This window comes from Rosistilla oblonga (genome assembly GCF_007751715.1).
Taxonomy (GTDB): Bacteria; Planctomycetota; Planctomycetia; order Pirellulales; family Pirellulaceae; genus Rosistilla; species Rosistilla oblonga.
Genome location: NZ_CP036292.1, coordinates 474,883 through 501,322, shown reverse-complemented (window position 1 = coordinate 501,322; position 26,440 = coordinate 474,883). Strand labels below are relative to the sequence as shown.

The window sequence follows — 26,440 nt, the reverse complement described above, 5'->3', positions numbered from 1 at the left end:
TCCACGTTCTCCCACAACAGAATTGAAGCCAAACGCATGAAGCCAACTTCCCTTACCGCGGGCCGATCCACTCGGCTCCGCTCTACCGTTTCGATCGCCATCGCCTCAGCACTGCTGCTATCAACAGCCGGCTGTGGACCAACAGGCAAACGGATCGCGACCGCTCCTGTCAAAGGAAAGGTCACCTACAAAGGCGCTCCCGTGACAACCGGTACCGTGATGTTTATTCCGACCACTGGCGGCCCACCCGCAACCGCAGAGATCCAACCCGATGGAACCTATTCGCTGAAGACTTACGATCCCGGCGACGGAGCAGTCCTAGGAGACCACACAGTCGCAGTGACCGCGATGGATCTACCAGCTGGCACCCCCGAAGACCCGGTCGCCGCACCAACGATGTTGGTTCCTGCCGAATTCGGAAACCCAAGCACATCGGGTTTGACGGCTACGGTTGTCGAAGGTGACAACGCCCTCGACTTCAACCTCTAAACCGCTCCACGAGCTGACGCTCATGGACAAAAGCTGCCATCGCGACGCGATTCGTGTCTTCACAGCCGCGAAAGCGGTGGCAGCCCTCTCGCTGCGGGTGCAAACCCGCAGATCAAACACGAGTCGCTCTCTCGACTCGTGGTGATGCTCGGACGACCGCCCATTCCAGAGATCACCGCCAGCCCCAAAAGCCCAGCGGACAAAACGCCCGACCTGCAAGACGGCTGATCTGCACTACGGCAGTGCCACTCTCCTGCCTAGCCATCGCAAGGCCCTCAAGTCAGAAGCTCTTCGGGCAGCTTCTTCAGCTACTCATCGGGCAATTCCAGGCAGACACAATCGATTCTGCGGACGCCCTCCCCTGCCCCAATTCGGCGGCCGACAACGCCGCCAGTCCATGCGACCGCCTCTCTCTTCAGTGGTCTGCCACCGCAACGGATCGACTATGCAGCCAATGCCAGTCCTTTCGGAAGATTGCCACCAACCAAAGCAAGTAACTCACGATAGAAAAACAGGACAATCCCAAATCTAAACTCGACCTTAACGTTCGCTTCATAGTTGTTTTTATAGTCTTCCCCAAGTCGTGCCAACGCAAAGGGGAACGGCCCACCAGCACGGCTTTACTCACTTTACTGAAGAAACAACTTTGAACCAGCTCGCCAGAATTAACAAGAAAATGCAACGGACGAACACACATACAAAGGGCTTCACGCTTGTCGAACTGTTGGTCGTGATCGCGATCATTGGGATCTTAGTCGGACTGCTGCTTCCCGCGGTTCAGCAAGCTCGCGAAGCGGCTCGACGAATTCAATGCACCAACCAAACCAAACAGATCGGTTTGGCACTGCACAACTATCACGATACACACCGCAGTTTTCCGCCAGGCGGAATCGTAGCAGAAAAGGTCACCAAAGGAGTTGGCGACACATGGTGTAACGCCGGATCCTCCACACAAGGCGCACCGTGGACTGTATTGATCCTGCCCTTCATGGAAGAGGGCGCGCGGTATGACCAATACGACTTCGACCTTCCACTGTCGGCTTCGTACACCAGCCAAGTCCCCAGCTCTTCACCAAACCGCCCGCTATGGTACGAACAGAACGCAAACTACCAATGCCCGTCGGATCCCTCCTCGGGTGGCGACGTGAACAATCTGAGCTACTTTGGCGTCCAAGGGGGCGGTGACTCAACGACTGTCAACTGCTGGGGCGGAAACTCGAACGTCTTCTTCGTCAACGGTATCCTCTACGCAAACTCCAGCAGCAAGTTTCGCGATGTCACCGACGGAACCACCAACACCTTTTTGGTCGGCGAAACGAAGTACCACCTGACCGAAGCGGGCACCGTTTCGACTTTCTACCACAGCTGGGCCTCTTCGATTCGCCTCGGCACCGGCGGAACGATGCCTCACCCCGTGACGCTGGCTGGAACGTACGAGCCGATCAATTCTCGCATCCCGACCGGCAGCGTCCCCAAGGGAAGCACCGATTCACGCACCGGATACTCCCGTCTGTTCGGCAGCTTTCACCCCGGCGGTTGCAACATGTTGATGGCCGACGCGTCAGTGAACTTTGTCAGCGAAACAATGGACCTCAACATCTATCGCCAACTCGGCATCCGCAACGATTCGCTGCCAATCGGAGGACTGCCACAATGATCCAATCACCAACTCGAATCTCAACCTTCGCCGCCGCGACACTACTGCTTATCCCTTCGCTGACCGCACTGGTCGGCTGTGGAACAAGTGACGCGGGACCCGGCAAATACAGCGTCACAGGGACCGTTACATTTGAAGGCCAGCCGTTACCCGAAGGAGAGATCCTGTTCGCTCCCGACACAGCGTCTGGCAATAAAGGGCCGGCGAGCGTTGCCTATGTGAAAGACGGCAAGTTTTCGACGCAGCCCGGCATGGGCTTGGTCGGAGGCGCCTACACCTTAGAGGTCACCGGCTTTCAAACCAAAGCCGAGATGGACCAAGATGGCGAACCAATCGTCGAACCGCTGTTTGACACCTTTGTCACCAAACATGAGTTCGAACATCAGGACTCTACCTACGATTTTGCGGTGGAACCCTCGGAGAAAAAGAAGAGGCGATAGTTCACTATAATATTATGGTACGGCAGTGTGGTTTGAGAACGATCAAACCGCCTGCCGTATCTTCATAGACACCCCACCACATTCCAAGAGTAACGAACCGTTGTTAATCTCCCCCCACAAAAAGCTCTCCTTCCCGCTGTTGCTGCTCGCCTTGACGTTCCACTTAGGAACCTTCACTTCGTCGGCGGATGCTCAAGAACGAACTCTCCCCGCCGCCGATGCGGATTCGTTTTCGATCGTTGTCATCCCCGACACACAACTGTATCGCCCTAAAGATGGCAAACTATCCAACGACATCTTTACCCAACACATCGATTGGACACTCGCCAACCTGGAGAAGCAGAACATCGTTTTCGTCAGCCACGTTGGCGACATCATCGACAGGAACATCGACGAACAATGGACCGTCGCTCAACAGTGCATGAACCGCCTGCACGACAAAGTTCCCTACGGCATCTCGGTCGGCAATCACGACATGACGCGAGCGGGCGATTCGTCGCTGTTCCAGAAGTACTTCCCGACGGAACGCTTTGCCAATTGCGATTGGTACGGCGGATGCTACACGCCCAAAACGCATGGCGTCGAGGTTTCGGGCAACAACGCAAACAGCTTCCAACTGTTTTCAACCGCCGGCATCGACTTTGTCTTCCTGCATCTGGAATGCAACGCACCGGACGACGTCTTAGCGTGGGCCGATGAAGTCTTAACGCAGCACAACGACCGGCGAGCGATCATCACGACACACATGTGCCTGGGGCCAAAGCACCACCCCAAGATACCAAGCGATTACATGGATGCTCCCAAGGGCCGGATGCAATGGAAAAAGGTCCACGGCAAACTTGGCAACACTCCAGAAGAGATGTGGCAGAAGTGCTTTCGCAAACATGCCAACCTCTCCATGATTTGCTGCGGCGATCAAAGCCGAAGCCACTCGCTACACGAAGTCGCGGTGGGCGATCATGGCAACCAAGTTCATCAGGTCCTCTCCGACTACAGCACCGGCTGGCTGCGTCTATATCGTTTTCACCCAGCCAAAAATCGCGTCGAAGCGTGGACGTTCCACCCCAGCAACGAAGAGTTGTGCGAGGGAACCAAACATGTTCCGGGAGCCGATGGCCATCAATTCGCGTTTGATTTCCCGCTGACCGAGAGCAAACTGCCGTAGGCACGCCGCGATCGAGTGAGATGCCCTAAATCCTGGGGGCCACTCGTCCTCTTCTTTCAGCAGGGGACAGTTGCCTCCAATCGCGTTGGCAACTGATACCCGAGCGATGAGTGTAGACGCGACGTGCTGCGGCACTCGCCTGCCCGACTCATGCTTTGATGCATCAAACGACGCTTGATAATCGCACGCTATCTCTTGCCTGTAAACTGAACGCATCGATCAGTTTACTGCGAATGGCGGGCATCCCTTCGGGATCAAGACGAGTAATCAACAAGGCAATTTGCGTTCTCATCTACAATCCGGCGAGCTGTTCTTCGGCGTCACCGAATGCATCTAACTTCACTCCCATGCGGTTCATGATCGTTAGATACATACCGCAAAGCTTGCGGTTGTCATCTCCCTTGTCCAGATAATCCAGCACTCGACCCGTCTCCATCTGCCCGGACATACCACCGGTTAACAAGACGGGCAACTTAGTCGAATCGTGAGAACTGCCCGACCACATGCTCGAGATAAACAAGAGGCAAGAGTGATCCAGGACGGTCCCATCTCCTTCGGGCATCGCATCCAGCTTGCTCGCCAGGTAGGCGTACTGCGAACAGTAGTAGCGTGAGATTCGTTCGTATTCGTCGGAACGGTCGTCGTGAGACGCCGAGTGATGCGTTTTTGTGACGTCTAAAAACGGATAGAACAATCCCGACAGGTCGCGGTTCAGCAGCAGCGTCGCCACGCGCGACTTGTCGGTTTGAAAACCGATCGCGATGATGTCGCACATCAATTGCATGTGCTCGCGAATGTCTTCAGGCAAACCGTCGTCGGGACGCTTCATCGCAGCGATCGGTTGACCGCGATGATGAGCTCGCTCGGTCGCCTTCGCATGAACGGTTCGCATCGCCTCGGCTCGCTTCTCGACTTCGCGAACGCTGCTCAGGTACTCGTCCAACTTCGTACGATCCGACTGACTGATCTTGCGATTCAGCGACGCGGTCTCTTCACGCACCCGGTCGAGAATACTCTCCATCCGCCGGCTGCCGTGATTGTCGAACAAGGAGTCAAAGGCCAGCGAAGGATAGACTTCCATCGGCACCGGCGAGGTCGCATTCTGCCATGAGATATGGGAACTGTACGCCATCGAAAAATTGGTTTCGTGGTACCCCGTCGTCGGTTGCTCACAACCAAGCACCAGGCTCGGAGCAACGGTCTCTTCGGCAAAATGATTGGCAAGCACCTGATCCATGCTGATGTCGCCACGCAGCTCCGATCCCTTCTTCAGCGACGCACCGGAAAGAATGTTGCCGGTCTGCCCTGGGTGGATGCCGACGCCGTTGGCATTTTCGTTATACAAGCCGGTGATGAAATTCATCTTGTGCTTGATCGGCTCCATCGGTGCAAGGCTCTTTCCAAGCTCCATCTCGGTGCCGCTTCCCTTAGCCCACCAATGATCTCGGTTGATCCCACAGCCCATGAACAGCGCGGCAAAGCGTTGCGGCGAAGCGGTCACTTGATCGTCGGTAAGCTTTTCGCTTCCCCAAACCGGAATCGATTCCAACCACGGCAGCGCCATCGCCACCCCGGTGCCTCGCAACAGCGTTCGTCGAGAAACGGAGCGTTCTGCACGGTTAGATTTCGAGCCTGCACGATTTTCTGGATTGCTCATGGAATTGCCACCGTTTCGTCGAGAGAAATGCGAATACGTTTGTTCAAAAATGCGGGACTCGTCACGATCGCATCGACCATCGAACTGAATCGATAGTCGTTGCCAGCGAGCCTATGTTTCATGTCGGTAATAATCGACTCGTCCGATAGCTGTAACGTCCGACCGAGCGCAAAGGCCAACAGCTTTCGACACAGATTGTCAACGAAATCCTCTTGGCGGGCATCGCGAATATACTGGAGCACGCCCGCCAGTCCGTTCCCTTTGCGGTCATTGGGGAAGACCGCCGAGTCATCGATCGCGCGGCCGCCCATATCGAAATTGCGAAGTTCGCCGATGGGGCCGTAACCCTCGAAGACCAGCCCCATCGAGTCGATGCGGTTGTGGCATCCGGCACAGGCAACATCTTGGCGATGTCGCGCGAGCGCTTCCCGCAGCGTTAGATCGCCAAGCTTCGATTCGTCGCTGGGCAAATCGGGCACCGTCGCTGGCGGCGCGGGCACCTTTTCACCAAGGATCCGCTGGACCAGCCAATTGCCGCGCTGAACCGGACTCGTTCGCAGCCCCGACGAATTATGTGTTAAGAAAACAGCCATCGGTAACAATCCACCACGCTGGCGCTGCCCCGCTTGATCCCACCGACTCCAGGACTCGTTCGCATCCCCCGATGAATCGACTTCGGCGCCATAATGCTCGGCCAAAACGGGGTTCACAAACGTGTGCTTGGCATACAGAAAATCCAACACCGATCCGTCGCGTTCGATCAGATCGCGGCAGAACCGGAGCGGTTCTTCAGCCATCGCCTGACGCAGTTCATCGGTGAACACGGGAAACCGCTGGCGGTCGACGCCGTTGTGCTCCGAGAACCGACGGAAGTCTAACCAATTGCCGGTGAACTCGACGACAAACCCTTCGACCCGATCGTCCTTCAGCATCCGACGCGACTGTTCGCTCAACACCTCCGGTTCATGCAACCGTCCCTTACTGGCCAGTTCCAGCAGTTCGCGATCGGGTTGGCTCGACCACAGGAAGTAGCTCAGCCGACTGGCCAGCGAATAATCGCTCAACGGCACAATGGCGGGAACCTCCGCGTCCGCTGCCTCCAATCCGGCCACAGCATCGTTTGGCAAATCCATCCGGTAACAGAAATGAGGCGACATCAAAACGGCGACCACTCCACCGCGAATCGCCTGTTCGTGGCTGAGCCTTTCCTCGCTCCGCAAGGAATCATAAAACGACCGAATCGACGCGGCTTCATCGCTCGATAAAGGGCGTCGGTAGGCGTGCTGAGCAAATTCGATCAACGCATCGAGCTGCCGAGGCTGCGAATCGATGCTGAGTTGTTCGAGTCGCCGGAAGGTCGCATTCATATCGTCAAAGTAGAACCGAATGACCTCCAGCGCTTGCTCGCTGCCCCCCAACCTTTCGGCTTTCTCGCAGTATGCGTCGGCCAGCCCAGCCACTTTCTCTGCCGAAGTGCTGTCTTTGTCCTCCGCCCGATAACGATCGAAAACACGATCTCGCATGAACTGCGAATCCGTCCGATCGAACCAGATGAAGCCCGCATACTGACGCATCGGAGCCGAAGTCACAAAATCCAATTCCAACCACAGACGGTCGAGTTCCTTTTGCTGAGCGTCATCAAGCATCAAGTCGTACAGCGGCGCGTCGTCGCGAAAGTATCCCATCTGGCTGTGGAACCCGGCACTCAGAAACCGCCCCTTCAACTTTTTCTCTTTCTTCGGATCCAGATACACCCGGGCCCGCTCGGAAACAAAAAATGCATCGGGGAACACATCGCAGAACACCCCCAACGCTTCCTTATACTGGGCCGCGCCCGCTTCGCCGGGCACCTGCATCAACTCCGCCGCCTTCGAATCATCGGGCAATCCAAAACTGCCATCGGGGAGCGTATCGCCGACATAACGACGTCGATTGGCAGCGAACTGACGATTCTTCCAAAGCACCAACGGCTGCGAACCATTGTGCACCCCGGGAGAGGTCAAGTTTGCAACTTCCGGCACGAGCGATGATCGCAGGGTCGAGACAAACGATGCCATCGTCTGGCAACCCTTCACCGCAGCCGCCACGTTTTCAGGCGTCGACGCATCGGGAAGTTCACTCATCAACTGCTTGAGGGCTGCGATCGGCCCGATCTCCCCGCCGGCGTCGCTTTCGTCTGGCTCGCACAAAAGTTGATACAGCGTTCGGCTGTACCGCTGACTCAGACCGCTTTGATCGGCTAATTGCTCGAGCGTCCGATCCGCCATTCCGAGCGTCTCGCGATTTTGATATCGCCACAGCAACTCAAAGAAGTCGGCGTAATCGGTCCGCTGTTTCCGATAGAAATCGATGATGCGGTTAACACAAAACTTATCGCGATCGGTGGGGGTGATGACCGGGTGCGGTGCAAACTCGAATCCACGGGGCGTCAGCGCCAAATGTTCGGAGACAATCGTTGCCGCAGCGAGGTACTTTTTCAGCAGAGCAGGCGACATGCTGAGCGATTCACCCGAGTTATCGAAGCCCGCTTCGTTGGCGGGATCGACCGGAAACGAGGCTGCCGGTTGGATGTCCACACCCGTCAGATCGCGGATCGTGTAGTTGTATTCATTGCTACTGAGCCGATGCGGCAAAACGATGCCAGGGTCGCCCTGAGTCCGCTCCGCTTCGGCGGTCCTGACCTGTTGGATCCACGCGATCACCGCGGCTCGCTCGGCCGCTGTCGGTTGGTGATCCGCATCTTCGGGCGGCATGTCGCCAGCTTCCATGCGATCCAGAACAATCGACCAACGACGGAAGTTCTTCACGACCGACGCGAGATCGGTATCGGCACTCAAATCGAGATCGCCCTCGGTCGTCTCCTGGTTGTGGCACTCCAGACAATTGGCTTGCACAACCGGCAGCACGGCTTCTTTGAACGTGGACTGCAGCGATTCCGCTCCCGCGACCATGCCGCAAGCTAGCAGGAACAAGCAGAATGTGAATCGACGTATCGCGAGCATCACATGTTTCGATTGAGCGGAAAGTGGGGCAGGAAAGGGCCGATAAAGTCGGCGGCGAGAACCACCATCCTACCCGACTCCAAAATGGCAAGCCAGCTGGAAATCGCTTAAAACCAACGCACCTCACGGTTTCAACTGGAAGTATCAGCTAGCACGGGCTAGCACCCGGCTTCCCTGGACAACGCTGAACTAGCGAGTGCCAGCTAATCTGCCGAATCACAAACACTCCACAGACCTGCGGCGATTAACCTGCGCAGGTACAAAACCAATTCGCGTTGCACTAAAATCTGCCATCGGCACACGCAGGCAGGATGCCGACGCGATGTCGGTTTCTTCTTAGCTTCACAGATTTCTCACATCTTGTCCGATCGGCAAAACATATGATGTCGCGTATTTGGAATCCATGTTTCATTGGTTTGCTGATCCTTGCCCCGCTGGTTGTTTCAGCCGAGCAACCCGCTGATAAGGCGTCGACCGATACGGCAATTCGCCGTGTCTTGTTTGGATCTTGTATCAAGCAGGATGATCCGACGCCGATCTTCCCCGTCATGTCGCAAACCGAGCCCGAACTGCTGCTGTTCCTGGGTGACAACATTTACGCCGACACATCGGACATGGATGTGATGCGAGCGAAGTACGCCAAGCTGGCAAGCAACGATGGGTTCAAGGCTTTGACGTCGGAATGCCAAGTGATGGCAACATGGGACGATCACGATTACGGGGTAAACGATGGCGGTGCGACCTACCCACAGCGCGTTGCCGCCCAACAAGCGTTTCTCGATTTCTGGGGCGAACCGGCCGATTCACCGAAACGCCAGCGACCCGGCATTTACGAAGCGAAACGATTTGGGCCGCCGGGAAAACGATTGCAGGTGATCATGCTGGACACGCGATACTTTCGCTCGCCGCTGAAGACAGGGCCTCGCCAACTGGGCGGCCCCTATGTTCCGGACAACGATCCGCAGAAGACGATCTTGGGCGAAGCGCAGTGGAAGTGGCTGGAAGAGCAGCTTCGCATGCCAGCGGACTTGCGCGTGATTGCGTCGGGGATGCAAGTGGTTGCCGAATCGGCTGGCCAAGAAACCTGGGCCAATCTGCCGCACGAACAAGCGCGTCTGTTTGATCTAGTGCAAAGCACTGCCGCCGGCGGTGTGATCTTTGTCAGCGGCGACCGACACTGGGCCGAAATGTCTGTCGCAAGCGATGGTGCCGCGTACCCACTGTTGGACGCAACTTCCAGCAGCTTCAACCAGAAGCACCCGCGTGGAACGCCAACTCGCAACCGCTTTCGGGCGATCAAGCAAACCTACCACGCAGAAAACTTTGGCGTCATCTCCATCGACTGGGACGCCCCCGATCCAACCGTGACGATCGAGGTCCGCGATCTGGCGGGAAAAGCCCAGCTAGAAAAAACACTCCGGCTGAGCGAACTGCAACCGAAGTAGCTCGGGTCCACGAGCTGACGCTCATGGCTAAACGCTGTCATCGCTTCGCGATTAGGATCCACAGCCGCGAAGCGGCGGCAGCAACTAGCTGCGGGTGTAAACCGGCAGAGCGATTTTTCGTCAACTTAGGAAACGCGTGATGGCGATGCGATCTGCCAATTAATTGGCTGGCGGTTCGATGATCACCGATTCAACTTCGGCCGGACTGACATCGAGCACTTTGTATTGCCCCTGTGTGGCGCTGCGGGGACCGACCTGCAATGCTTCCCATGGCTTGGGATAATAGTACTTCTTAATCGTCGGCCCGGCGTGATTTCGGTAGTTTCCGTTGTGCACGTTCTCGTGCCACGACATCGCCCCTTGGCTGCTTGGCGCGATGTAAAACGCGATCTTACCGCCAACGTAGCGCGGCCGATTGTAACGAGCCCGATACGACAGCGGCTCGATGCGTTCGACCCAATCGAACAGCTCGACCCGCGGCAGGTCGAGGCTACCGTAGGGATGATCCGCAAACGCGGGGACAGCACTCAGCGCGAGCAACGAGAGACAGGCAATTCTTGCTAACACGGCGCGATCCTCGCAAAGACGTTGGTTCGATAAACGGGCGATGTGTTGTTATGAATCGACCGATTCGAACGCTTGCATGAAGCAAGCCCGGTCGACGCGAGCAACCGGCAAAACCGGAACAATACGATCCCAAACCGCTTCGGCTCCGCCACCGAAAAGTCCCCGCAAGGCCCGAAAAACAGGCGATTCGCCTACCCCAGACCAAGCAAACCGAGCTCTGCAAGCAGAATCCCGGCCTGGGCAATGGCGATGCCTGCACGGCTAATCAGCCGTTTGTGCTTAGGCAAATTAGCCGCCACGCGCTAGCGGCTTGTCGGTTTAGTCACAACGAGCTTCCTTGCATTAGCCGTTTGGGCGTTAGCCCCGGTTTAGTGGCAACGGAACCGGGGCTAACGCCCAATCGGCTGATTAAACCGACAAGCTGCTAGCGCGTGGCGGCTGATACCTCAAATTGAAACACTGAATAGCCCTGGCGATGCCTGCCGAATTCCGTGACAAGAGCCATCGCAGGCAATATGATTTCAATTCGTCCTGCGAAGCAGAAGCCATTACGGTCACGCTCTCGCCCCGCCCGCCACCAAACTCACCAAAGAGATCCCGCCCCATGAGTAGTCCCATCCAGTATCTGATTCGACGAACCGTCCCAATCCTCAGCTTTGCAGTCGCCATCGCGATGCTAACTTCCGTCGCATTGGCGAAGCATGAAGGCAAAGTTCAGATCCTCCTGCTCGGTGACAGCACGACCGAAGGGAGCATTCCAAGGCTGATCAAACCGGAAGGCCCTCACCTTGAATCGGTGATCGAGCAATTGCTCGCAGCCGAAAAAGATCTTCCTCCCAGCCAAGTCATCAACTCAGGTGTCGGCGGTGAATACATTCGCCGCCTCATCGATTCGGGTCGCTACGATCGCGACGTCGCAAAGCTTCCCGGACTCGACTACATCTTCATTCGCTACGGCCTGAACGATCGCGTTCGAGTTGAAAACTTCGCGGAGGAATTCCCGAAGCACTTCCACGAACTCATCGACCGCCTCCGCAAGGATCATCCCCAGGCATTGCTGATTCCTATGACGGTGATCCCCTACGGGAACGAAGAGGGCTGCAATCAAATCAACGATCTGGTCAGGCAGGTCGCGGAGAAAGAAAAGCTGGAAGTCTTCGACATCTACCCGCGGTACTCGGCGGAATTGGCCAACGGTCCCAACATGCTCAACTACCGCCGATACCCTACGGAAAGAGTGCCAGACAAGTACCAGGAACTGGTGGCACCGTTCATTAGAGGAGGACGCGTCGTCGTCATAGACAATGAACTCGATTCGGTCCTGGGGCACTTGCCCGGTTGGTATGGCGACAGACATCCCAACCTCGCTGGCTACAACGTCATCGCCGACGAAACGGCGAAGTATCTGGCGACCATCATGCGAGCCGATGCACCCAAAGGTGCTCACACTCTTCCAAACGGAAAACTCGCTTCCGCTCTGACACTGCACGCTTCATTCGACGAGGGCTTGGACGCGGACTTCTCGACCGGCGACAAGATTTGTTACGTCCGGCGAAGCGGAAAGTTGCTTCGTGTCGAAGCGAACGACGACGCAAAGCTTCTTCCTGAGGCTGGGCGATTTGGAGGTGCGTTGCATTTCCCAAAGAAGAGCGGTTTTCAGCCTACATTTAAAGACGGCGGTGTCCTTGGTTACAGCGACGACAATTGGAGCACCACCGTTTCGGTCTGGTTGAAATTGAATCCAGACTTGGACCTCGAGCCCGGCTACTGCGATCCAATCCAGATCGTTGGCGACAACGGGAAAAAGGGGTTCATCTTCCTTGAGTTCTCAAAAGATGAAACGCCACGTTATTTCCGTTATGCCATTCGCCCGCTGTTCCATATCTGGAATCCCGACAATGTATCCTGGGCGGATATCCCATTTAACAAACGCCCGATGGTGCAAGTCGATCGCCCTCCGTTCACACGTGAAGAATGGACGCACGTTGTATTTACTCTCGAGAACGTCAACGACAAGAGCAAACCACAAGCGGGTCGTTTGTATATCAACGGCGAACTGCAAGGAGCGATCGAGAACTGGGACCTGACCTTCGGCTGGGATCCGTCGCAGGTGCTACTCGTTCTGGGTGCGTCTTACGTCGGACACATGGACGACCTGGGCGTATTCAACCGCGTTCTGGACCAGGACGAAGTGAAGCAGCTCTACAGCCTGAAAAACGGCATCCGAGATCTGCATCCGCCAGCGACAAAGTGAACGAAATTTCCTAGGTCAACCGCGCGGGCATCGCCCCGCGCTTCCAGGATCGCGCGGCCCGATGGGCTCGCGGTTAGACGCAATACCGTTTAACGAAGGAGTCTCAGACCGTCGAAAGAATTTGCGGCGGGATGTAGTGGACGAGGTTACGAGTCCCAGCGATTTGGGCTGATGCAAAAGGACTCGTAACCTCCTGTTGATTACCCACAAGTCGCCGCAAAAACAGCTCGTTTTGGCACGGTATTTGCGCTTGTAGTATTTCATTTTGCACAATGAAATCTTAAGGTGAAAGCATGCAACCGACCAGTATCGCATACGAATTTCAAGATATTCAACTTGGAGACAAACGTCTCAACGATCGAGCCGAAGCGTTGCTCGCCTCGCTGGCGGCCAACCCTTCGGCCAGTATCAACGAAGCTTGCAGTGGCTGGGACGAAACCAAAGCCGCCTACCGTCTATTCGATAACCCCAACGTCGATCCCGAAGCCATTCTCGGGGCTCACGCTGAAAAGACACTCCAACGAATCAAAGCCCAAGACACCGTTTGCATCGCACAAGATACCACCGAACTGGACTACACCGCGCATCCGCCCGAAGGCGTCCGCAATCTCGATCGCTTAGGCCGCCGTGGACTTTACGATCATTCCCACATCGCCTTCACGCCGGAGAAACTTTGTCTCGGGGTGGTCGGTGTTAAGTTCTACGATCGCGACAAAGAAGCGCTCGGCACCAGCAAGAAGCGAGAAGGCCAACCCCTACACACCGGCGAAGGGCAACGATGGCTCGATGGTTATCGCAAGGCCTGCGAGATCGCCGGAAAATGTCCTGAAACTCAGATCGTTTCGCTGGCCGATCGCGAAGGAGACATCTACGACATTTTCGTCGAAGCCGATCAGCATGAAACACCGGCTCAGTTCGTCATTCGCTCGCAGCGAAAACGCTCGTTGCCGGAGAAAGACCCCGATGGCGGGCCTGCGGCTTATAAGAAAATGCGTGCCGAAATCGCATCCGCCCAGCCGGTCGCTTACCGCGAAGTCCAGCTTCCCCAAACGCCCGAGCGAACCAAAGGATCAGGAAACAAACAACACCCTGGCCGTGAAGCACGCACTGCGAAGTTAGAAATTCGAGCGAAGCGGATGACTCTTCGTGCGCCACACAACAAGCAGTCTTCGATGCCGCCGGTCGAGATCAGTGTCGTTTGGGTGAGCGAGATCGATGGCCCAGGCGACGGAACCGAAGTCGACTGGCTGTTACTGAGTTCTCTGCCGGTCGACACGATTGCCCAGACGCTGCGGATTGTGGATTTGTATGTGGCTCGTTGGCCAATCGAAGTATTCTTTCGAGTTTTCAAAACTGGCTGCCGGGTCGAAGAGATTCAACTCGAAGCGAGAGACCGACTGATCCGCGCGTTGATGTTTTACAAAGTAATCGCATGGCGGATCATGTTTGTGACCTTCTTAGGCCGCGAGTGTCCAGAGCTTCCCTGTGATGTCGTCTTCAGCGAAGCGGAATGGAAGTCGGTCTGGAAAGTGGTGGAAAAGACGGCTCCCCCAAAGCAAGCTCCTGAGCTGTCACAATTCATCCCGGTCCTTGCGACCCTTGGCGGCTACAATCACCGCCAAGGCGACGGTCCGCCGGGAGCCGAAGTGATCTGGCGAGGCACGCGGCGAATGCTCGACTTCGCCCTCTGCTGGCAAGCCTTCGGACCAGACCAATGACTTGTGGGTAATCGACAGCTCGTAACCTCGTCCACTACGCTTCGTTGAACGGCATTACGGTTAAACGAAAAAACAGAATGCGACCTACTTAGCAGGTTATTGATGGAGTATTTCAACGCCCCGCTAGCCACTTGTTTTTCATCGATGTTTACTTCGCAAACTGCTGCAGCCACTGAAGCAGGATTTCCTCCGCAGTGGCTGTGCTGCCGGCGGGGCGGTCGATCAGCGACAGGTCCTGGGCACCAACCAATCGGCGAACCAAATCATCGCGTTGGGTAAGCTCCGAAGTCATATCAGCCACCGCAGGATGCGCGACGACAACATCCCAGGTCGGTGAGCCGAAGTTCAACGACCAGTTCATGATCCATGCGTAAGACTCGGCAAACGCTTCGTCGCTGTCAGACGCGGCGCTGCGAGGTACGGAGATCAGGACAAGGTCGGGCTTTAGCGATCTGACGCGTCCCTTGGCAGAAGCTTCAATTTCGGCAAGCGTAAGTTTTTCGGTCGGCCACGTATCGACTGTGATTTCAGCGTCGGGATAGAACGTCCGAAGTGCCGGGGCAATCGATTTGTCAAAGGGAGGCATGGCGAGGATTCGAACCGGGTTTCCTTCGCTCAGCGACTCCAGAGTTCTATCAACAGGATTCGCCGGAGCAGGCACGTCGTCGAGGGACTGACGCTGCCGAGTGATCGACTGAGCAAGACAGGTAGCGATCCGCTTGTGCCCCGCCATGTTCGGGTGAATGGGGTCGCTCATCAACAGTCGCCATTCGAACGCCGCATCTTCTCGAACCGCGTCCAACTCTCGATACACATCGCAGACGGGAACGTTCAATTCGCTGCCAACCTGACGAATGGCGTCGCAATACTGAATTAGTTTTTCCGTCGGACGATCGGCAGTCGTCGTGACACAATTCGGAGTTGCCAGAACGACTTCGCTGCCAGCGGCCTGGCATTTCAAGACGATCGCTTTCAGATTCTCGCTGTACTTTTCCAGTGGCACTCGCGTCATATCGTTCAGGCCGAACATGACAGTGACCAGATCGGGTTGGTGAGCGATGACATCGCGATCGATGCGAGCTAACGCATTTTCGGTGGTGTGGCCGCTGATCCCTGCGTTTATCATTTCGATATTCTCCTGGGGCGCGGCTTGCTGCAGAGCGATCCCCAGCATGTCGGTATACGCCCGGCGGCTGCCGGTGTGATAATAAACCCCGGTTACGCTGTCGCCAAAACAGACAACGCGTACGTTTTTTCCGGCGGCCAGTTTCTGGCGAGTCTTCAGTTCGGGCCCCACCGCCTGCTGCAGTACCGGCAACATCAAATCCGCAAGTTTCTGGTGCCCTGTCGGATTCGGATGACAGCCATCGGTGGTCCATTGGTGCAGATTGGTACCAGCGTCGCCGGCCTCGGTCCAAGCAGCAAAATGATCGATCAACGGAACGCGCCACTTGTCAGCCGTTTCACGACAGGCAACCACAAATGGCTCCAGACGAACATTCGGATTCTCACCAACACCATTGACCGACGCTTTTTCGGACCAACGCGGTTCCGTCATCAAGACAGGAAGAATGCCACGCCGAAGCAGCTCAACAACCATCGTCTGCAAGTTGTCGCGATACGCATCCACAGTGATCCGACTGGTCGTCTTCCCTTTATCCACATAACTATCGTTGGTGCCGTACATGATCGTCACGATATCGGGCTGCATGGTGGAGTTCGCGGCAAGCTGTTTCTTCTCAGCCGGAAGTTCGACAATCTGATCCAGCCGCTTCAATGCCTGATCGGTTCGCTCACCACCGATACCAACATTCACGACGCGTGCCTTAACCCCATTCTGCAGCAGCCCCTTCTCGACCAGTGCGGCAAACGTCTGCTCCGCCGTCACTCCCGATCGCACCCCTTTGGTAATCGAATCACCTAACGTGACGATCGTGACGGGACGCGTCCCAACCTGGTCAGCACTCAAATCATCGGCATCGGCCACCATCCAGCCGGCAGTAAACAGCAGCACGCAGCACACGCCAACAAGTTGCCGAAGGTTGTATTTTGTAAAAGGTTTAAGCATGTGTCGTACTCGCTTATTGACTTGGTGCCGCGGCTGGTGATTTTCAGATGAAGCTCTATTCTGCCGTAAAAGATTCTCGACACAAGCAATCTCCGGCCTGGGTGACGTTTTCTCCGCGATCAAACCGCCTCCGTAGCCGCGGACGCGGCGACAGATTTAGACGCACCTGTCGCCGCCTCCGGCGGCCCTCCCATTTGATCGATCGCGGCCTACGATCCTGCGGCTCGCGCCGCAGGACACATCTCTGGGCGGAGCCAAAGCGCTATGCCCACCGTTTTACGACGCGGCATCTTTGCGGTAGCGATACGCCAACACCGCTAGGGCGAGCAGCCAGCAGGCTCCGAAGGACAAGATCGCCCATTGCCCGATGAAGACTGAAACCAGGGCGTTGACGACAAACAGGCCGCCCAATAAATAGCTGCCGCCCCAGACGTGGCCTCCCAATGCGACGAAGCCAAACGCGGCCAAGGTCGACGCAAACGGAAAGACTTCCACTTGGCTGGTCCCACGCAGCGTCAAGATCGCGTTCATCGTTCCCAAGGCGACAAGGTACCCCATCCAAATCGACCAGATCGGTCGCTCGGCAACGCTCCGCGCCCGCAACGCCCCGCTGCGGTAATAATAGATAACGGCCGTCAGCGCGACCGCCATGTAGCAGCGTGGCGTCCAGTAGGCGGCCCAATCGGAATGGCCGCGGCGAACCAACACGAAGATCGCCACGTGAGCCAGAAAGATACTCAGCCCCATCAAGACCAACGCCTTGCCCCAATTGCGGAAGTGTTCGTAATGCTGGTCGCGGCGCAGCGTGCGAGCCAATTCCAAGAACATTCCCGAATGGCCGGCGGAGATCGAATCGCCGTTGAGATAGCGATCGAGGTCGTCGGCTAATTCCGCCGCCGTGGCGTAGCGTTCCTTCGGATCATGGTTCAAACACTCCATGCAGATCCGCTGCAGATCGGACGAGACCTCGCGATTCAGTTCGCGTGGCGGAACCGGTTCGCACCCCATCACCTTGGTCAAAATCTCGACAGTTGATTCGCCACAATGAGGAGGCTGGCCGGTCAACAGCGAATAGAGGACAGCTCCCAAAGCATAGATGTCCGCCGACGGGCCGATCTTCGTCGAACCGCTCGCCTGCTCGGGACTCATGTAGTTCGGCGTCCCCAAGATCTGGCCGGTCTGCGTCAGCGCCGATCCGTCGCGATGCCACTTGGCCAATCCGAAATCGGTCAGCATCGGCTTCCCCTCGCCATCGACCAAGATGTTCGCCGGCTTCAGATCGCGATGCACGATCCCGCGGCGATGTGCATAACTGACCGCGCGGGCGATCTCGCGAACCGCCACAACCGCTTGTTGGATCGTGCATCGCCGCGACGCGACCCAGTCCTGCAGCGATTCCCCTTCGATCAAGGTCATCGAAAAGTAGGTCTGCCCGCGCCAGCTGCCGACGTCGTAGATCGGCACGATATTCGGATGATGCAACTGAGCCGCCGCTTCGGCTTCCTGGCGAAACCGTCGCAGTTCTTCCGGCGACGCCATCGCGCCGCTGCTGATCAACTTCACCGCCACCTCGCGGTTGAGTTCCGTTTGCAGTGCGCGATAGACGACTCCCATCCCACCGCGAGCGATCTCCTCGATCAATCGATACGGGCCGACCTCGCAACCGACAAACGACGCGGCGACCATCGGTTCGGAATCGCCGGCAAGCGTTTCGGCCAACGCGGGTGCAGCGAACCAAGCCTGATTGCGAAAGAACTCGGTCAATTCGTCGGCAAACTGCGGATAACGTTGCAGATACTCTTCGGGCGAAGGAGCTGAACCGGCTTCGATCCTTTCAAAGATCTCCCCCAGCAATTCGTCAAATTCAGCGTCGTCGGACAACAGCGTTCTCGGTACATGCAGAGGCGAAAAAGGGCGATCGGCGTGGGATCCATTGTCCACCGATTGCCACAACGGGTCAATCGACACCTGGGTGCGCAACGTTCGTCCGTCGCTGGGCTCTACTGCGTAAGCCATACTTACAAGCGGGAGCTGCCGCACGCCGCCAGCTGCTCAAAACCAAACAACCGTTACAACGCGATGTCGCCATGGAACCGCTCTTTTTCTTCCTGCTGATCATGACGATTGTGACCCTCGTCGGACATGGCATCTGGGTCGTCGCGGCCTTCCTGATTCGTAAGATTTTCGACGACCCGCAAAAAACTTCGCATAAAGCGCCCGACCGCAACGAAGACCTGCTCTCGTTCAGCCGCATCCTCGCGTCGATGTATTGGCAGGGAAAGCTGACCGAAACAGAGCATCGACGCCTGCGAGAGCTCGCCGGCTTGGCGACGCCCGCGAACGCGGAACCCGAGCCAACCGAAGAGCTCGGCGGCTCTTCGACCGCCGCCGATCCCGAACCGATCATCGCCGAAATCGTTCCCCCGCAATCGCTCACGCCACCGCGGATCGATTCGCGTGAACCGGCCGAAACGTCTGCAGATGCGCCGGCAGCCGTGGAACGACATCCACTGGACCGATCGCCCGAAGAGGAACCGGAATTCGTCGCGGCGGCGACAGCTGTTCCGAACAAACCGCGGCGGGCGATGGGAGCCGTACTGCAAAGCTTCCTGGCATCGAACAACATCCGTTGGGGCGAACTGCTGGCGGGACTGCTGATCGTGATCTGCAGCGTCGGGTTGGTGATCAGTTTATGGAGCACGATGCAGCAGACGCACCGCTTGCTGCCATCGCTGGTCTTTTTGTTGGGAACCGCGGGCATCGAAGCGGCGGGACTGTACACGCTGCGAAAGTGGAATCTGAAAGAGACCAGCCGTGCGGTGCTGGTGATCGTCACGCTGCTGATTCCGCTGAACGTCGTCGCGGGGATCGCGCTGGCCACCGGCGACGGCGGATCGGTCCAGTTGACGCAGCCGCTGACTCTGGCCGTGATCGCGATCGCAACGATCGCTTACAGCCTGATGCTGTGGTTGGCCGGGCGAGCGATTTTCGGACGCGACCGCTGGCAGATGAGTCTCGCCGTTGGCGGCCCTTCGTTTTTGATGCCCTTCATTCCGGCCGCTGTCCGACACTGGAATGTCGATGCAGCTTGGTTGAACCTGCTGCCGTCGGCGGTGATTGGAACAGCGATCGTCGCCGCATTGATCCGCAAACGCGACCGACCGATGTCGACACCAGCCGGCTGGCGATTTGGACTGCTGGCCGGAATGGCGATCTACACGCTGGCGGTGGTCAGCGGATTTTTTGCCTTCCACCTGCCGCGAGGACTGACATCGATCGTGCCGCTGACCTTTGGCATGCTGCCTGCGGTGCTGGCACTGATGGCCTGCGGCGGCGTCTTGCGAAACCGATTCACGCGTGATTCGAGCAGCGTGCTGCGATTGATGGCGACCGCCACGATCATGATCGCCGGAGTGATCGTCGCAGCGTTGTTCCCCGCGACGCTCGGTTCGCAAACGCACCTGATCGCCTGGGCCGCTCTTTGCGCCGGCCTTTCGATCGCACTTGCAATCGCCCTTCGCGTGCCGACGATGCTGTATGTCGCCAGTGCCACCGCGGCGATCGGCCTGCTGTTGATCGCGGGCAACGCGATCATGGGAACCGGCTGGGAGCCGAGCTTCCCGTTGTGGCGACGACTGGTCTCGGGGGAGAGTGCGATCCTGCTGCCATTGATCGCGGCGGGCTTCGCAGCCATTGCGGCAACGCTACGCAAACAATCCGACTGGATGCGGCCACCGGCGATCGTCGGCGGCATCGCTGCGGTGTTGGGGCTCGCCGTCACAGCCGCCGTTGCGATCGGTCCGGTCGCTTGGAGCGGATCGATCTCGGCGACCGTCATCCTGGCGATCTTGTTGATCCAGTCGCTCGCGATCGGCCTGGCGGGAGCCTGGAAGCAACCTGCCGCGATCCACTTGAGCGGCCTTGGGTTGGCTGCCTTCAGCATCGCTGCATGCCGCCCCGAAACGCAATGGCTCAACTCGCTGGAGACGCTGCTCCTTGTCGCCTCCAGCGCGGCCAGCCTACTGCTGATTTGCATGTTCGCCCTGGCATTGTTTTGGCGTTTCTTGCCTCGCGTTTCGAACATCGATCCGAGCGAACAACGGTTGCAAAATTGCGACCGCTGGCACCAAGGAACGGGCCTCCTGGCGATAGGCTTTGCCGTTTTGATCGTTCCCTTGGAACCAATCCGCAGCGCCGCGATGGTCTCCGCCACCGCGATCGTCTGGATCCTCGCTGCCACCCGCGGGGCGCAGCGAGCATGGTTCGCCTGTGGTCAAGCGATTGGATTGCTCGGGCTGACGCTGGGTCTGCACGCCTACCAACCGACACTGTTTACCACGGGACTTCATTGGATCGACGGCACCGTGTTTTGGATGCTGGTCGCGGTCGCCGGCAGCTACGCCCTGCTCTGGCACGCGATCCAATTCGTAGCCCGAACCGCTTGGCCCAACGCAGAAGATCATCCGATCGGCCTCCATCGACAGCTTGGCTTTGCCAGCAGCTTGTCCAGCATCCTCCTCGCGTCGACCACCGCCCTGATCGCGATCGGGTTGTACATCGCGCCGACCGACTCGGCAGACGAGCCGGCAGCTTGGATCGTCGGCTGGCAACGATTCGGAATCACTCCATTCGCAGCGATCCTGTTTGCCGCGGCAACGACGGCGATCGGAGTGCACCATCGCGGCCGTCTTCGCTTTGCCGATACGCTTCGCAGCGCGGCGGTCATGCTGCTGTGGCTCTCTTACGCGGCGATCGGATGGCTGGCCGTAACGCTCTCTCCATCCGCATTCCAAGTCCCGACGTTGGCTGCGGCGACACTGGCGTTTGCCATCGCCATAGGCATCTCGATCCGAACGGCAACGATCCGGAAAACGATTTTCGCCAGCTCGATCGAAAACGGCCTGATGGCGAGCCAGCGGACCTCCGCCGCTTTGTGGGCAGGCATTCCCACGACCGCCCTGCTGGTCTTTGGCATCTGGCAACCGCTGATCTCTGGCGGCACGATCGATCCGATCGCCGCTTGGGTCGCTCCCGCAATCGCGCTGCTGGCTTCGGCCTGGTTCGCGGTGCAGGCGACCTGGTATCGGCGAGCCGATTTTTCGTTGGCAGCGGCGGCCGTTGGCATCATCGGAATCATGACCGCTGGGATCGCAGCGATCGGCCAGCCCGCAGGACTCGCCGTCAACAGCCTGCACCTGCTAGGCCTCAGCTGTTTTGCTCTCGCTGCGTTTCAACGGATCGCCGAACAAACCGGAGTCATCCGCTGTCTGCAACGCTGGCAACAGGAAGCACCCAGCGTCATGCCGCCCCTTTCGCTGCCGGTCCTCCGGATCTGGCCCGATGCTTGGCCAACAGCGACCTCTCAACTTGCCTCGATCGGAATCGCGGCCAGCCTGATCTCGGGCGTCGTGACGGCGAGCGAGATCGCCTGGAATGTACAAGGCGTCCCGGCACTGCTCGTATCGACCATCGGCAACGCGATGGGGCTCACACTCGTGATCGCTGCGGGAGCGTTTTGGTTTATCGCCAGCCGACGTCAGCGAGGCCTCGTCGACGCGGCGGGATGGATGACGCTGGCAGCTCCGACGGTGGCAATCGCCTGGACCTCGTGGCGCTCCGAAGATGTGACGGTCGCGTGGGGGGTGATGTTATCGATCTGGTCGGCCGCCACGGTCCTTGCCGCCGTGGTCAGCGTTGCGAATGCGACGCCAAGCCGCCGCTCCGTCGCGATCCCGCTGGTCGGATCGGGGCTGCTGATTGCCAGCGGCCTTTCGAGCGTTGCATTGGACGCGCCACGAGCTAACTTTTGGCTGATCCCATGGGCGATCGGCACGCTGGTCGGACTGGCGGTCACGCTGCATCGCGGATCGCGTCGCGGCATCCGGCTGATCAGCGGAGTGCCGATCGTTTCGGGAATCCTGCTGACCTGGGCAGTCGATGAATATGCGTCGAACGCTTGGCAGATGATCGTTGGCAACCGGTACTTCTTCGCAACGATCCTGATCGCCATCGTCTGGCTGCTGTTCTGCGGCGTGCTTTGGCGGCTGCGGTTTGTCTTTTACAAACGATCGGTTCCGACCAGTGAACTGCTGAAGTTCAAGATCGACACGGTACTTCTGTTTGTTGGGACGATACTGTTGGCGATCCTAACGCCAGCGATCGCATCGAACTGCTTTGAACTTGGCGTTCACGCGATCGAACGGATGGGAAACACCGCGGTCCTGCTGTTGCCGGTCGGCCTGTTGGCCATCGCGGCGTCGACGATTCGCTGGGACAGCCGCGGGCAAGTGACCGTTGCTTACCTAATCACAGCCTGCCTATCGACCGCGACCGTGATGCTCGTCGCGTCGCATTGGCAGCACGACTCGCGAGCGTTCTCCGCGATCGCGGGACTAACGCTTGGCATGCTTGCAGCAATCGCCGCGTGGTTGTGGCCGCTGCATCGGATGCTCAGTCGCTTCCTTGCCGGTCGACAAATCCCCTGGCGAACCGGCAGCGAAACGGGGATGCGGCGCGAGTTGAGTGGCCTATTAATCGCGACTCTGCTGTTCGCAATGTTTGGAACCGCCGCGGCGATCTTGGAACATGGCGAGCCGCTGTGGCGTTGGGTCTGGATCGGAGCGATCATCGCCTGTGCGATCGCGATCGGCCGAATCGGCAGCAACAGCACCTCGCACACGCTACGAACCCTGGCGGTTGGTTCGCTGTGCATCGCGGCGATGTTTGGTTCGGTCGCCGATGTGCGTGGCGTCGACCTCGGCCAAGCGCGAGCCCTCGCCCAAACGATGCGTCTGTTCATCGCGTCGGTGTGGTTGATCCCGCTGGTCGCCTGGGTTGCCCCGCGTCTGCTGGCGCTCGATCCCGATCGTTGGAGCACCCCGATCCGGCGGTCTGCGATCTTTTCTGCGAGCGTTGCGACGATCGCATTGTTCGGCCTGCTAGCGATGGAAGTTGTCCTGCGAACCGATGGCGTCGGGATCCCTCAGATCCCAACGATCCTGGTCGTCGGAACCTCTCTGGTGATCGCGTTGTTCAGTTTGCTCGCGCTGCTGATCGCGATCGCTCCTGGAAAGTTCCTGGCCTCCGCCGCCGAACGGTTAACGATTCCCCATCGCCAAGGACTCGTCTACGCCGCTCAAGTCTTGATGCTGCTGGCCGTGGCGAACAAACTCGCCTGCCAGCCCGACACGCTGGGACTGCGGGAATATTGGCCTTACATCGTGATGGCACTGGCCTTTGTCAGCGCCGGCCTATCGACATGGGCTCAGCGACGCGAGGACGCAGTGTTGCTGGGACCGCTGCGCAATTCAGCTCTCTTCCTGCCGTTGATTCCGCTGGTCGGATTCTGGCTGACCGGACGCGGACAGGACTGGATCTTTGCCGATAGCGAGATTCAGTACAACGTGGTCCTGTTGCTGGCGGCGGTCTTCTATCTCGCCTTGTCAGCACTTTGGCCGGGAGATCGGATCACGCGAGTCGCCGGGATCATCGCGGCCAACGCCGCGTTGTGGGTAACGTTGACTCAGAATCCCGGCTGGGGATTTCTGCAGCATCCGCAATTGTGGCTGATTCCTCCGGCGGCCTGTGTCTTGGGCGCGGTGCATGCCGAACGCAAACGCCTGCAACCGCAGATCGTCACGGCGGTTCGCTATGCGGCGACGCTGACGATCTATATCAGTAGCACCGCCGACATGATCGTCCAGCAGATTGGATCGAGCATCTGGGGGCCGATCGTGCTGATCCTGTTGGCTTTTGCCGGGATCGCGATCGGCGTGGTGATGCACGTGCGGGCGTTCCTCTATCTCGGCACCGGATTTGTCGTCGTCGGGCTGATCAGCATGGTCTGGCACGCGGGGCGAGCGATCGATCAAGTTTGGCCGTGGTGGGCGTTTGGAATCACGATGGGACTGATGTTGCTGGCCGGGCTGATGGCGATCGAAAAGCATAAAGAGACGCTGCGGCGGATCGCGACGCGGATGAACCAATGGGAAGCGTGAGGCAGTGTCACGCGGGCGAAGCGGCAAAGTCGACGATGGCAGCGTGCGAGGGTCGCGGTTTGCGACTATAACAAACGCTTCGTTATTGCCATCTCCGACCGGCGCTACGTCTCCAAGCCGATCTAAACGTAGTGGATCTTGTTAAAGATCCTTGTTGCGAAGAACCTTTTAGACGTAGTGGATCTTGTTGAAAGATCCTCTGCGCTGACGGATCTTTTAACAAGATCCACTACGATACGATGCACTTTTCATTCCCACTGCTTGCGTCTACGGATCGATCCCGTGTTTGTGTTTGAAAATCCCGTCCTGCAACGCGAACTGCTCGTCAACCTCCGCACGCATCGGGCTTTTTTCCTGCTGGCACTCTACCAAGTGCTATTGGCCGCGGTCGTGTTGGTCGCCTGGCCGACCGACGAGAAGTTGGACCTGACGCAGAACCCGCCGAGTGCTCGCAAGCTGGTCGATCTCTTTTTCTTAGGCCAATACGTGCTGGCGTCGCTGATGGCTCCCAGCTTTGCCGCCGGCACGATCACCGGCGAAAAAGAACGCAAGACATACGAGATGCTGCTGGCCAGCCCGCTGCGTCCGACCGCGATCGTGTTCGGCAAGATGGTCGCTTCGTTGACCCACCTGGGCATGTTGATCGTCGCTTCGCTGCCGATCATCGTGTTGTGCCTGCCGCTGGGAGGCGTGAGCATCTACGAAGTGCTAGCCGCCTACCTCGGGCTGATCGTGTCGGTCGTTTGTTTTGGTGCGATCGGCGTCGCCTGCAGCAGTTACTTCGGCCGCACGTCGGCATCGCTGGTCGTCAGCTATCTCGTGATCCTACCGCTGGTGATGTTAGGCGTTCTCTTCTGGACCAGCTTGGAACAGGAAGGGGCGCTGCGTCTGAACCTCGCCATAACCGTAATCCCAGCTTTCGGGATCGCCTTGGTTTTGCTGCTGTGCGCCAACGCGGCGGCCCGGATGTTGTATCCGCCCGACATGGGGAGCGAAGGAAAAGAGGTGGTCGATCTGGACCGCGAAGCCGAAACGGCGGTCGGCCTTGTCATCCAACGGGACCAGTTCCCCGACAAACTGTTCGCGCCGCCGCGTCGCCGCGAATTGATGGCTGACGGTGCCAACCCGGTCTACGACAAAGAGATCCACAGCGAGATCTTCAGCCAAGGAACGCTGATGCTGCGACTGGTGATCCAGATCAGCATGCTGTTGGCGATCCCGTTGATGGCGTTGTTATTGTTCGCCCGCTCGCACCTGTGCGCCTTCTACACCGTGTATGTCGTCGTCTTCAACATGCTTGTCGGCCCCGTCTTTTCGGCCGGCAGCGTGACCGGCGAACGCGAACGCCAGACGCTGGACCTGTTGCTGACGACCACGATCACCCCTTGGAAGATCCTGTGGGGCAAACTGGTCGCCGGTTTTCGAATCTCCGCCGTCCTGACCTCCTTCCTGCTGTGGCCGCTGTTGCTAGCGACGCTGATGGTCCCGCAATACTGGACCAATTGGCTGGCGGTCTTGTCGTTCTTCGCGATCGTGCTGATGGTCTGTTTAGTCGATTCGGTCGTTGCGTTGTTCTGTTCAACCGTCTTCCACAAGACCTCGACCAGCCTGATGGCAACCTATCTGAGCCTGTTGATTTTATATGTCGCCCCCGTGGCGGCGGTGCTGTTGATGGGGATCCTCAACTTCTCGCCCGAGACGATCGACGCCTCGCGTTGGTGGGGCGTGGCGAGTCCGTTTGTGGCGGCCATTTCGGTGCCGCTCAACGCCGACCTGAGTCTCGACGGCAGCGAGATCGCCAACGCCGGCGACCTATCGCTTCTGGCCGCCTACTTCGGCGTTTCGATCTGCCTGCTAGCGAGCATGATGGGGATCATGATCTGGCTATTCCGAGCCCGCTGGCGCGTCAGCGGCGATTGACACCGCCCTGCCCTCCCCTACCCCGCAGCACAAAAACGCTATGAGGTGACGGTTTTGATAT

At 58.1% G+C, this 26,440-nt stretch carries 14 protein-coding genes; 9 read left to right on the top strand and 5 right to left on the bottom strand.

Translation table 11 applies throughout. The features are described 5' to 3' along the window. Positions 1–36: 36 nt before the first annotated feature. From CA51_RS01795 to CA51_RS01780, 4 genes are all read left to right on the top strand, one after another. Positions 37–489: a hypothetical protein gene (locus tag CA51_RS01795; RefSeq protein ID WP_145117423.1), complete on the top strand. Its 453-nt coding sequence runs from the start codon at positions 37–39 to the stop codon at positions 487–489. Between the two features lie 676 nt (positions 490–1,165). Beyond that, the gene (locus CA51_RS01790) at positions 1,166–2,146 is read left to right on the top strand and encodes a DUF1559 domain-containing protein (RefSeq protein ID WP_145117422.1); all 981 of its coding nucleotides are present in this window, start codon (positions 1,166–1,168) and stop codon (positions 2,144–2,146) included. Then, complete coding sequence (locus CA51_RS01785; protein ID WP_145117421.1) at positions 2,143–2,586, top strand: hypothetical protein; 444 nt, start codon at positions 2,143–2,145, stop codon at positions 2,584–2,586. The genes CA51_RS01790 and CA51_RS01785 overlap by 4 nt, the downstream gene beginning before the upstream one ends. 100 nt (positions 2,587–2,686) lie before the next feature. Continuing rightward, a complete protein-coding gene (locus CA51_RS01780) occupies positions 2,687–3,751 on the top strand; it encodes a metallophosphoesterase (RefSeq protein ID WP_231745936.1) in 1,065 nt (354 codons plus the stop codon). A 292-nt stretch (positions 3,752–4,043) separates the two neighbouring features. On the opposite strand, the gene CA51_RS01775 is transcribed toward CA51_RS01780, so the two are convergent. After that, entirely contained in the window at positions 4,044–5,336 is a 1,293-nt protein-coding gene (locus CA51_RS01775) for a DUF1552 domain-containing protein (RefSeq protein ID WP_231745935.1), read from the bottom strand. 68 nt (positions 5,337–5,404) lie between these two features. Further along, complete coding sequence (locus CA51_RS01770; RefSeq protein WP_145117419.1) at positions 5,405–8,410, bottom strand: DUF1592 domain-containing protein; 3,006 nt, start codon at positions 8,408–8,410, stop codon at positions 5,405–5,407. Between the two features lie 383 nt (positions 8,411–8,793). On the opposite strand from CA51_RS01770, the gene CA51_RS01765 reads away from it, so the two are divergent. Continuing rightward, on the top strand, positions 8,794–9,855 hold the full coding sequence (locus tag CA51_RS01765) for an alkaline phosphatase D family protein (protein ID WP_231745934.1): 1,062 nt from the start codon (positions 8,794–8,796) through the stop codon (positions 9,853–9,855). Between the two features lie 159 nt (positions 9,856–10,014). On the opposite strand, the gene CA51_RS01760 is transcribed toward CA51_RS01765, so the two are convergent. After that, positions 10,015–10,422: a hypothetical protein gene (locus CA51_RS01760; RefSeq protein ID WP_145117417.1), complete on the bottom strand. Its 408-nt coding sequence runs from the start codon at positions 10,420–10,422 to the stop codon at positions 10,015–10,017. Positions 10,423–11,026: 604 nt separating this feature from the next. Between CA51_RS01760 and CA51_RS01755 the strand changes: the two genes are divergently transcribed. Beyond that, positions 11,027–12,676, top strand: coding sequence for a GDSL-type esterase/lipase family protein (locus CA51_RS01755; protein WP_145117416.1), 1,650 nt, complete (start codon positions 11,027–11,029; stop codon positions 12,674–12,676). Between the two features lie 293 nt (positions 12,677–12,969). Then, positions 12,970–14,394: an IS4 family transposase gene (locus tag CA51_RS01750; protein WP_145117415.1), complete on the top strand. Its 1,425-nt coding sequence runs from the start codon at positions 12,970–12,972 to the stop codon at positions 14,392–14,394. 148 nt (positions 14,395–14,542) lie between these two features. Here the strand turns inward: CA51_RS01750 and CA51_RS01745 are convergent, their stop codons facing one another. After that, positions 14,543–16,462 (bottom strand): SGNH/GDSL hydrolase family protein, encoded by a 1,920-nt coding sequence (locus tag CA51_RS01745; protein WP_145117414.1) that lies wholly within the window; start codon positions 16,460–16,462, stop codon positions 14,543–14,545. Positions 16,463–16,738: 276 nt separating this feature from the next. Then, positions 16,739–18,343: a protein kinase domain-containing protein gene (locus tag CA51_RS01740; RefSeq protein ID WP_197451514.1), complete on the bottom strand. Its 1,605-nt coding sequence runs from the start codon at positions 18,341–18,343 to the stop codon at positions 16,739–16,741. A gap of 206 nt (positions 18,344–18,549) precedes the next feature. Here CA51_RS01740 and CA51_RS01735 point away from each other — a divergent pair, with 206 nt between their 5' ends. Further along, positions 18,550–24,459, top strand: coding sequence for a hypothetical protein (locus tag CA51_RS01735; protein WP_145117412.1), 5,910 nt, complete (start codon positions 18,550–18,552; stop codon positions 24,457–24,459). Between the two features lie 282 nt (positions 24,460–24,741). Next, positions 24,742–26,379 carry an ABC transporter permease gene (locus CA51_RS01730; RefSeq protein ID WP_145123961.1) on the top strand — a complete coding sequence of 546 codons (1,638 nt, stop codon included), beginning with the start codon at positions 24,742–24,744 and terminating at the stop codon, positions 26,377–26,379. Positions 26,380–26,440 lie beyond the last annotated feature (61 nt).

Excerpts from the sequence above, each read along its gene's own strand:
- CA51_RS01735 (WP_145117412.1), top strand. The coding sequence starts at position 18,550 with ATGGAACCGCTCTTTTTCTTCCTGCTGATCATGACGATTGTGACCCTC.
- CA51_RS01755 (WP_145117416.1), top strand. The coding sequence starts at position 11,027 with ATGAGTAGTCCCATCCAGTATCTGATTCGACGAACCGTCCCAATCCTC.
- CA51_RS01765 (WP_231745934.1), top strand. The coding sequence starts at position 8,794 with ATGTCGCGTATTTGGAATCCATGTTTCATTGGTTTGCTGATCCTTGCC.
- CA51_RS01795 (WP_145117423.1), top strand. The coding sequence starts at position 37 with ATGAAGCCAACTTCCCTTACCGCGGGCCGATCCACTCGGCTCCGCTCT.
- CA51_RS01750 (WP_145117415.1), top strand. The coding sequence starts at position 12,970 with ATGCAACCGACCAGTATCGCATACGAATTTCAAGATATTCAACTTGGA.
- CA51_RS01785 (WP_145117421.1), top strand. The coding sequence starts at position 2,143 with ATGATCCAATCACCAACTCGAATCTCAACCTTCGCCGCCGCGACACTA.
- CA51_RS01790 (WP_145117422.1), top strand. The coding sequence starts at position 1,166 with ATGCAACGGACGAACACACATACAAAGGGCTTCACGCTTGTCGAACTG.
- CA51_RS01745 (WP_145117414.1), bottom strand. The coding sequence starts at position 16,462 with ATGCTTAAACCTTTTACAAAATACAACCTTCGGCAACTTGTTGGCGTG.
- CA51_RS01770 (WP_145117419.1), bottom strand. The coding sequence starts at position 8,410 with ATGCTCGCGATACGTCGATTCACATTCTGCTTGTTCCTGCTAGCTTGC.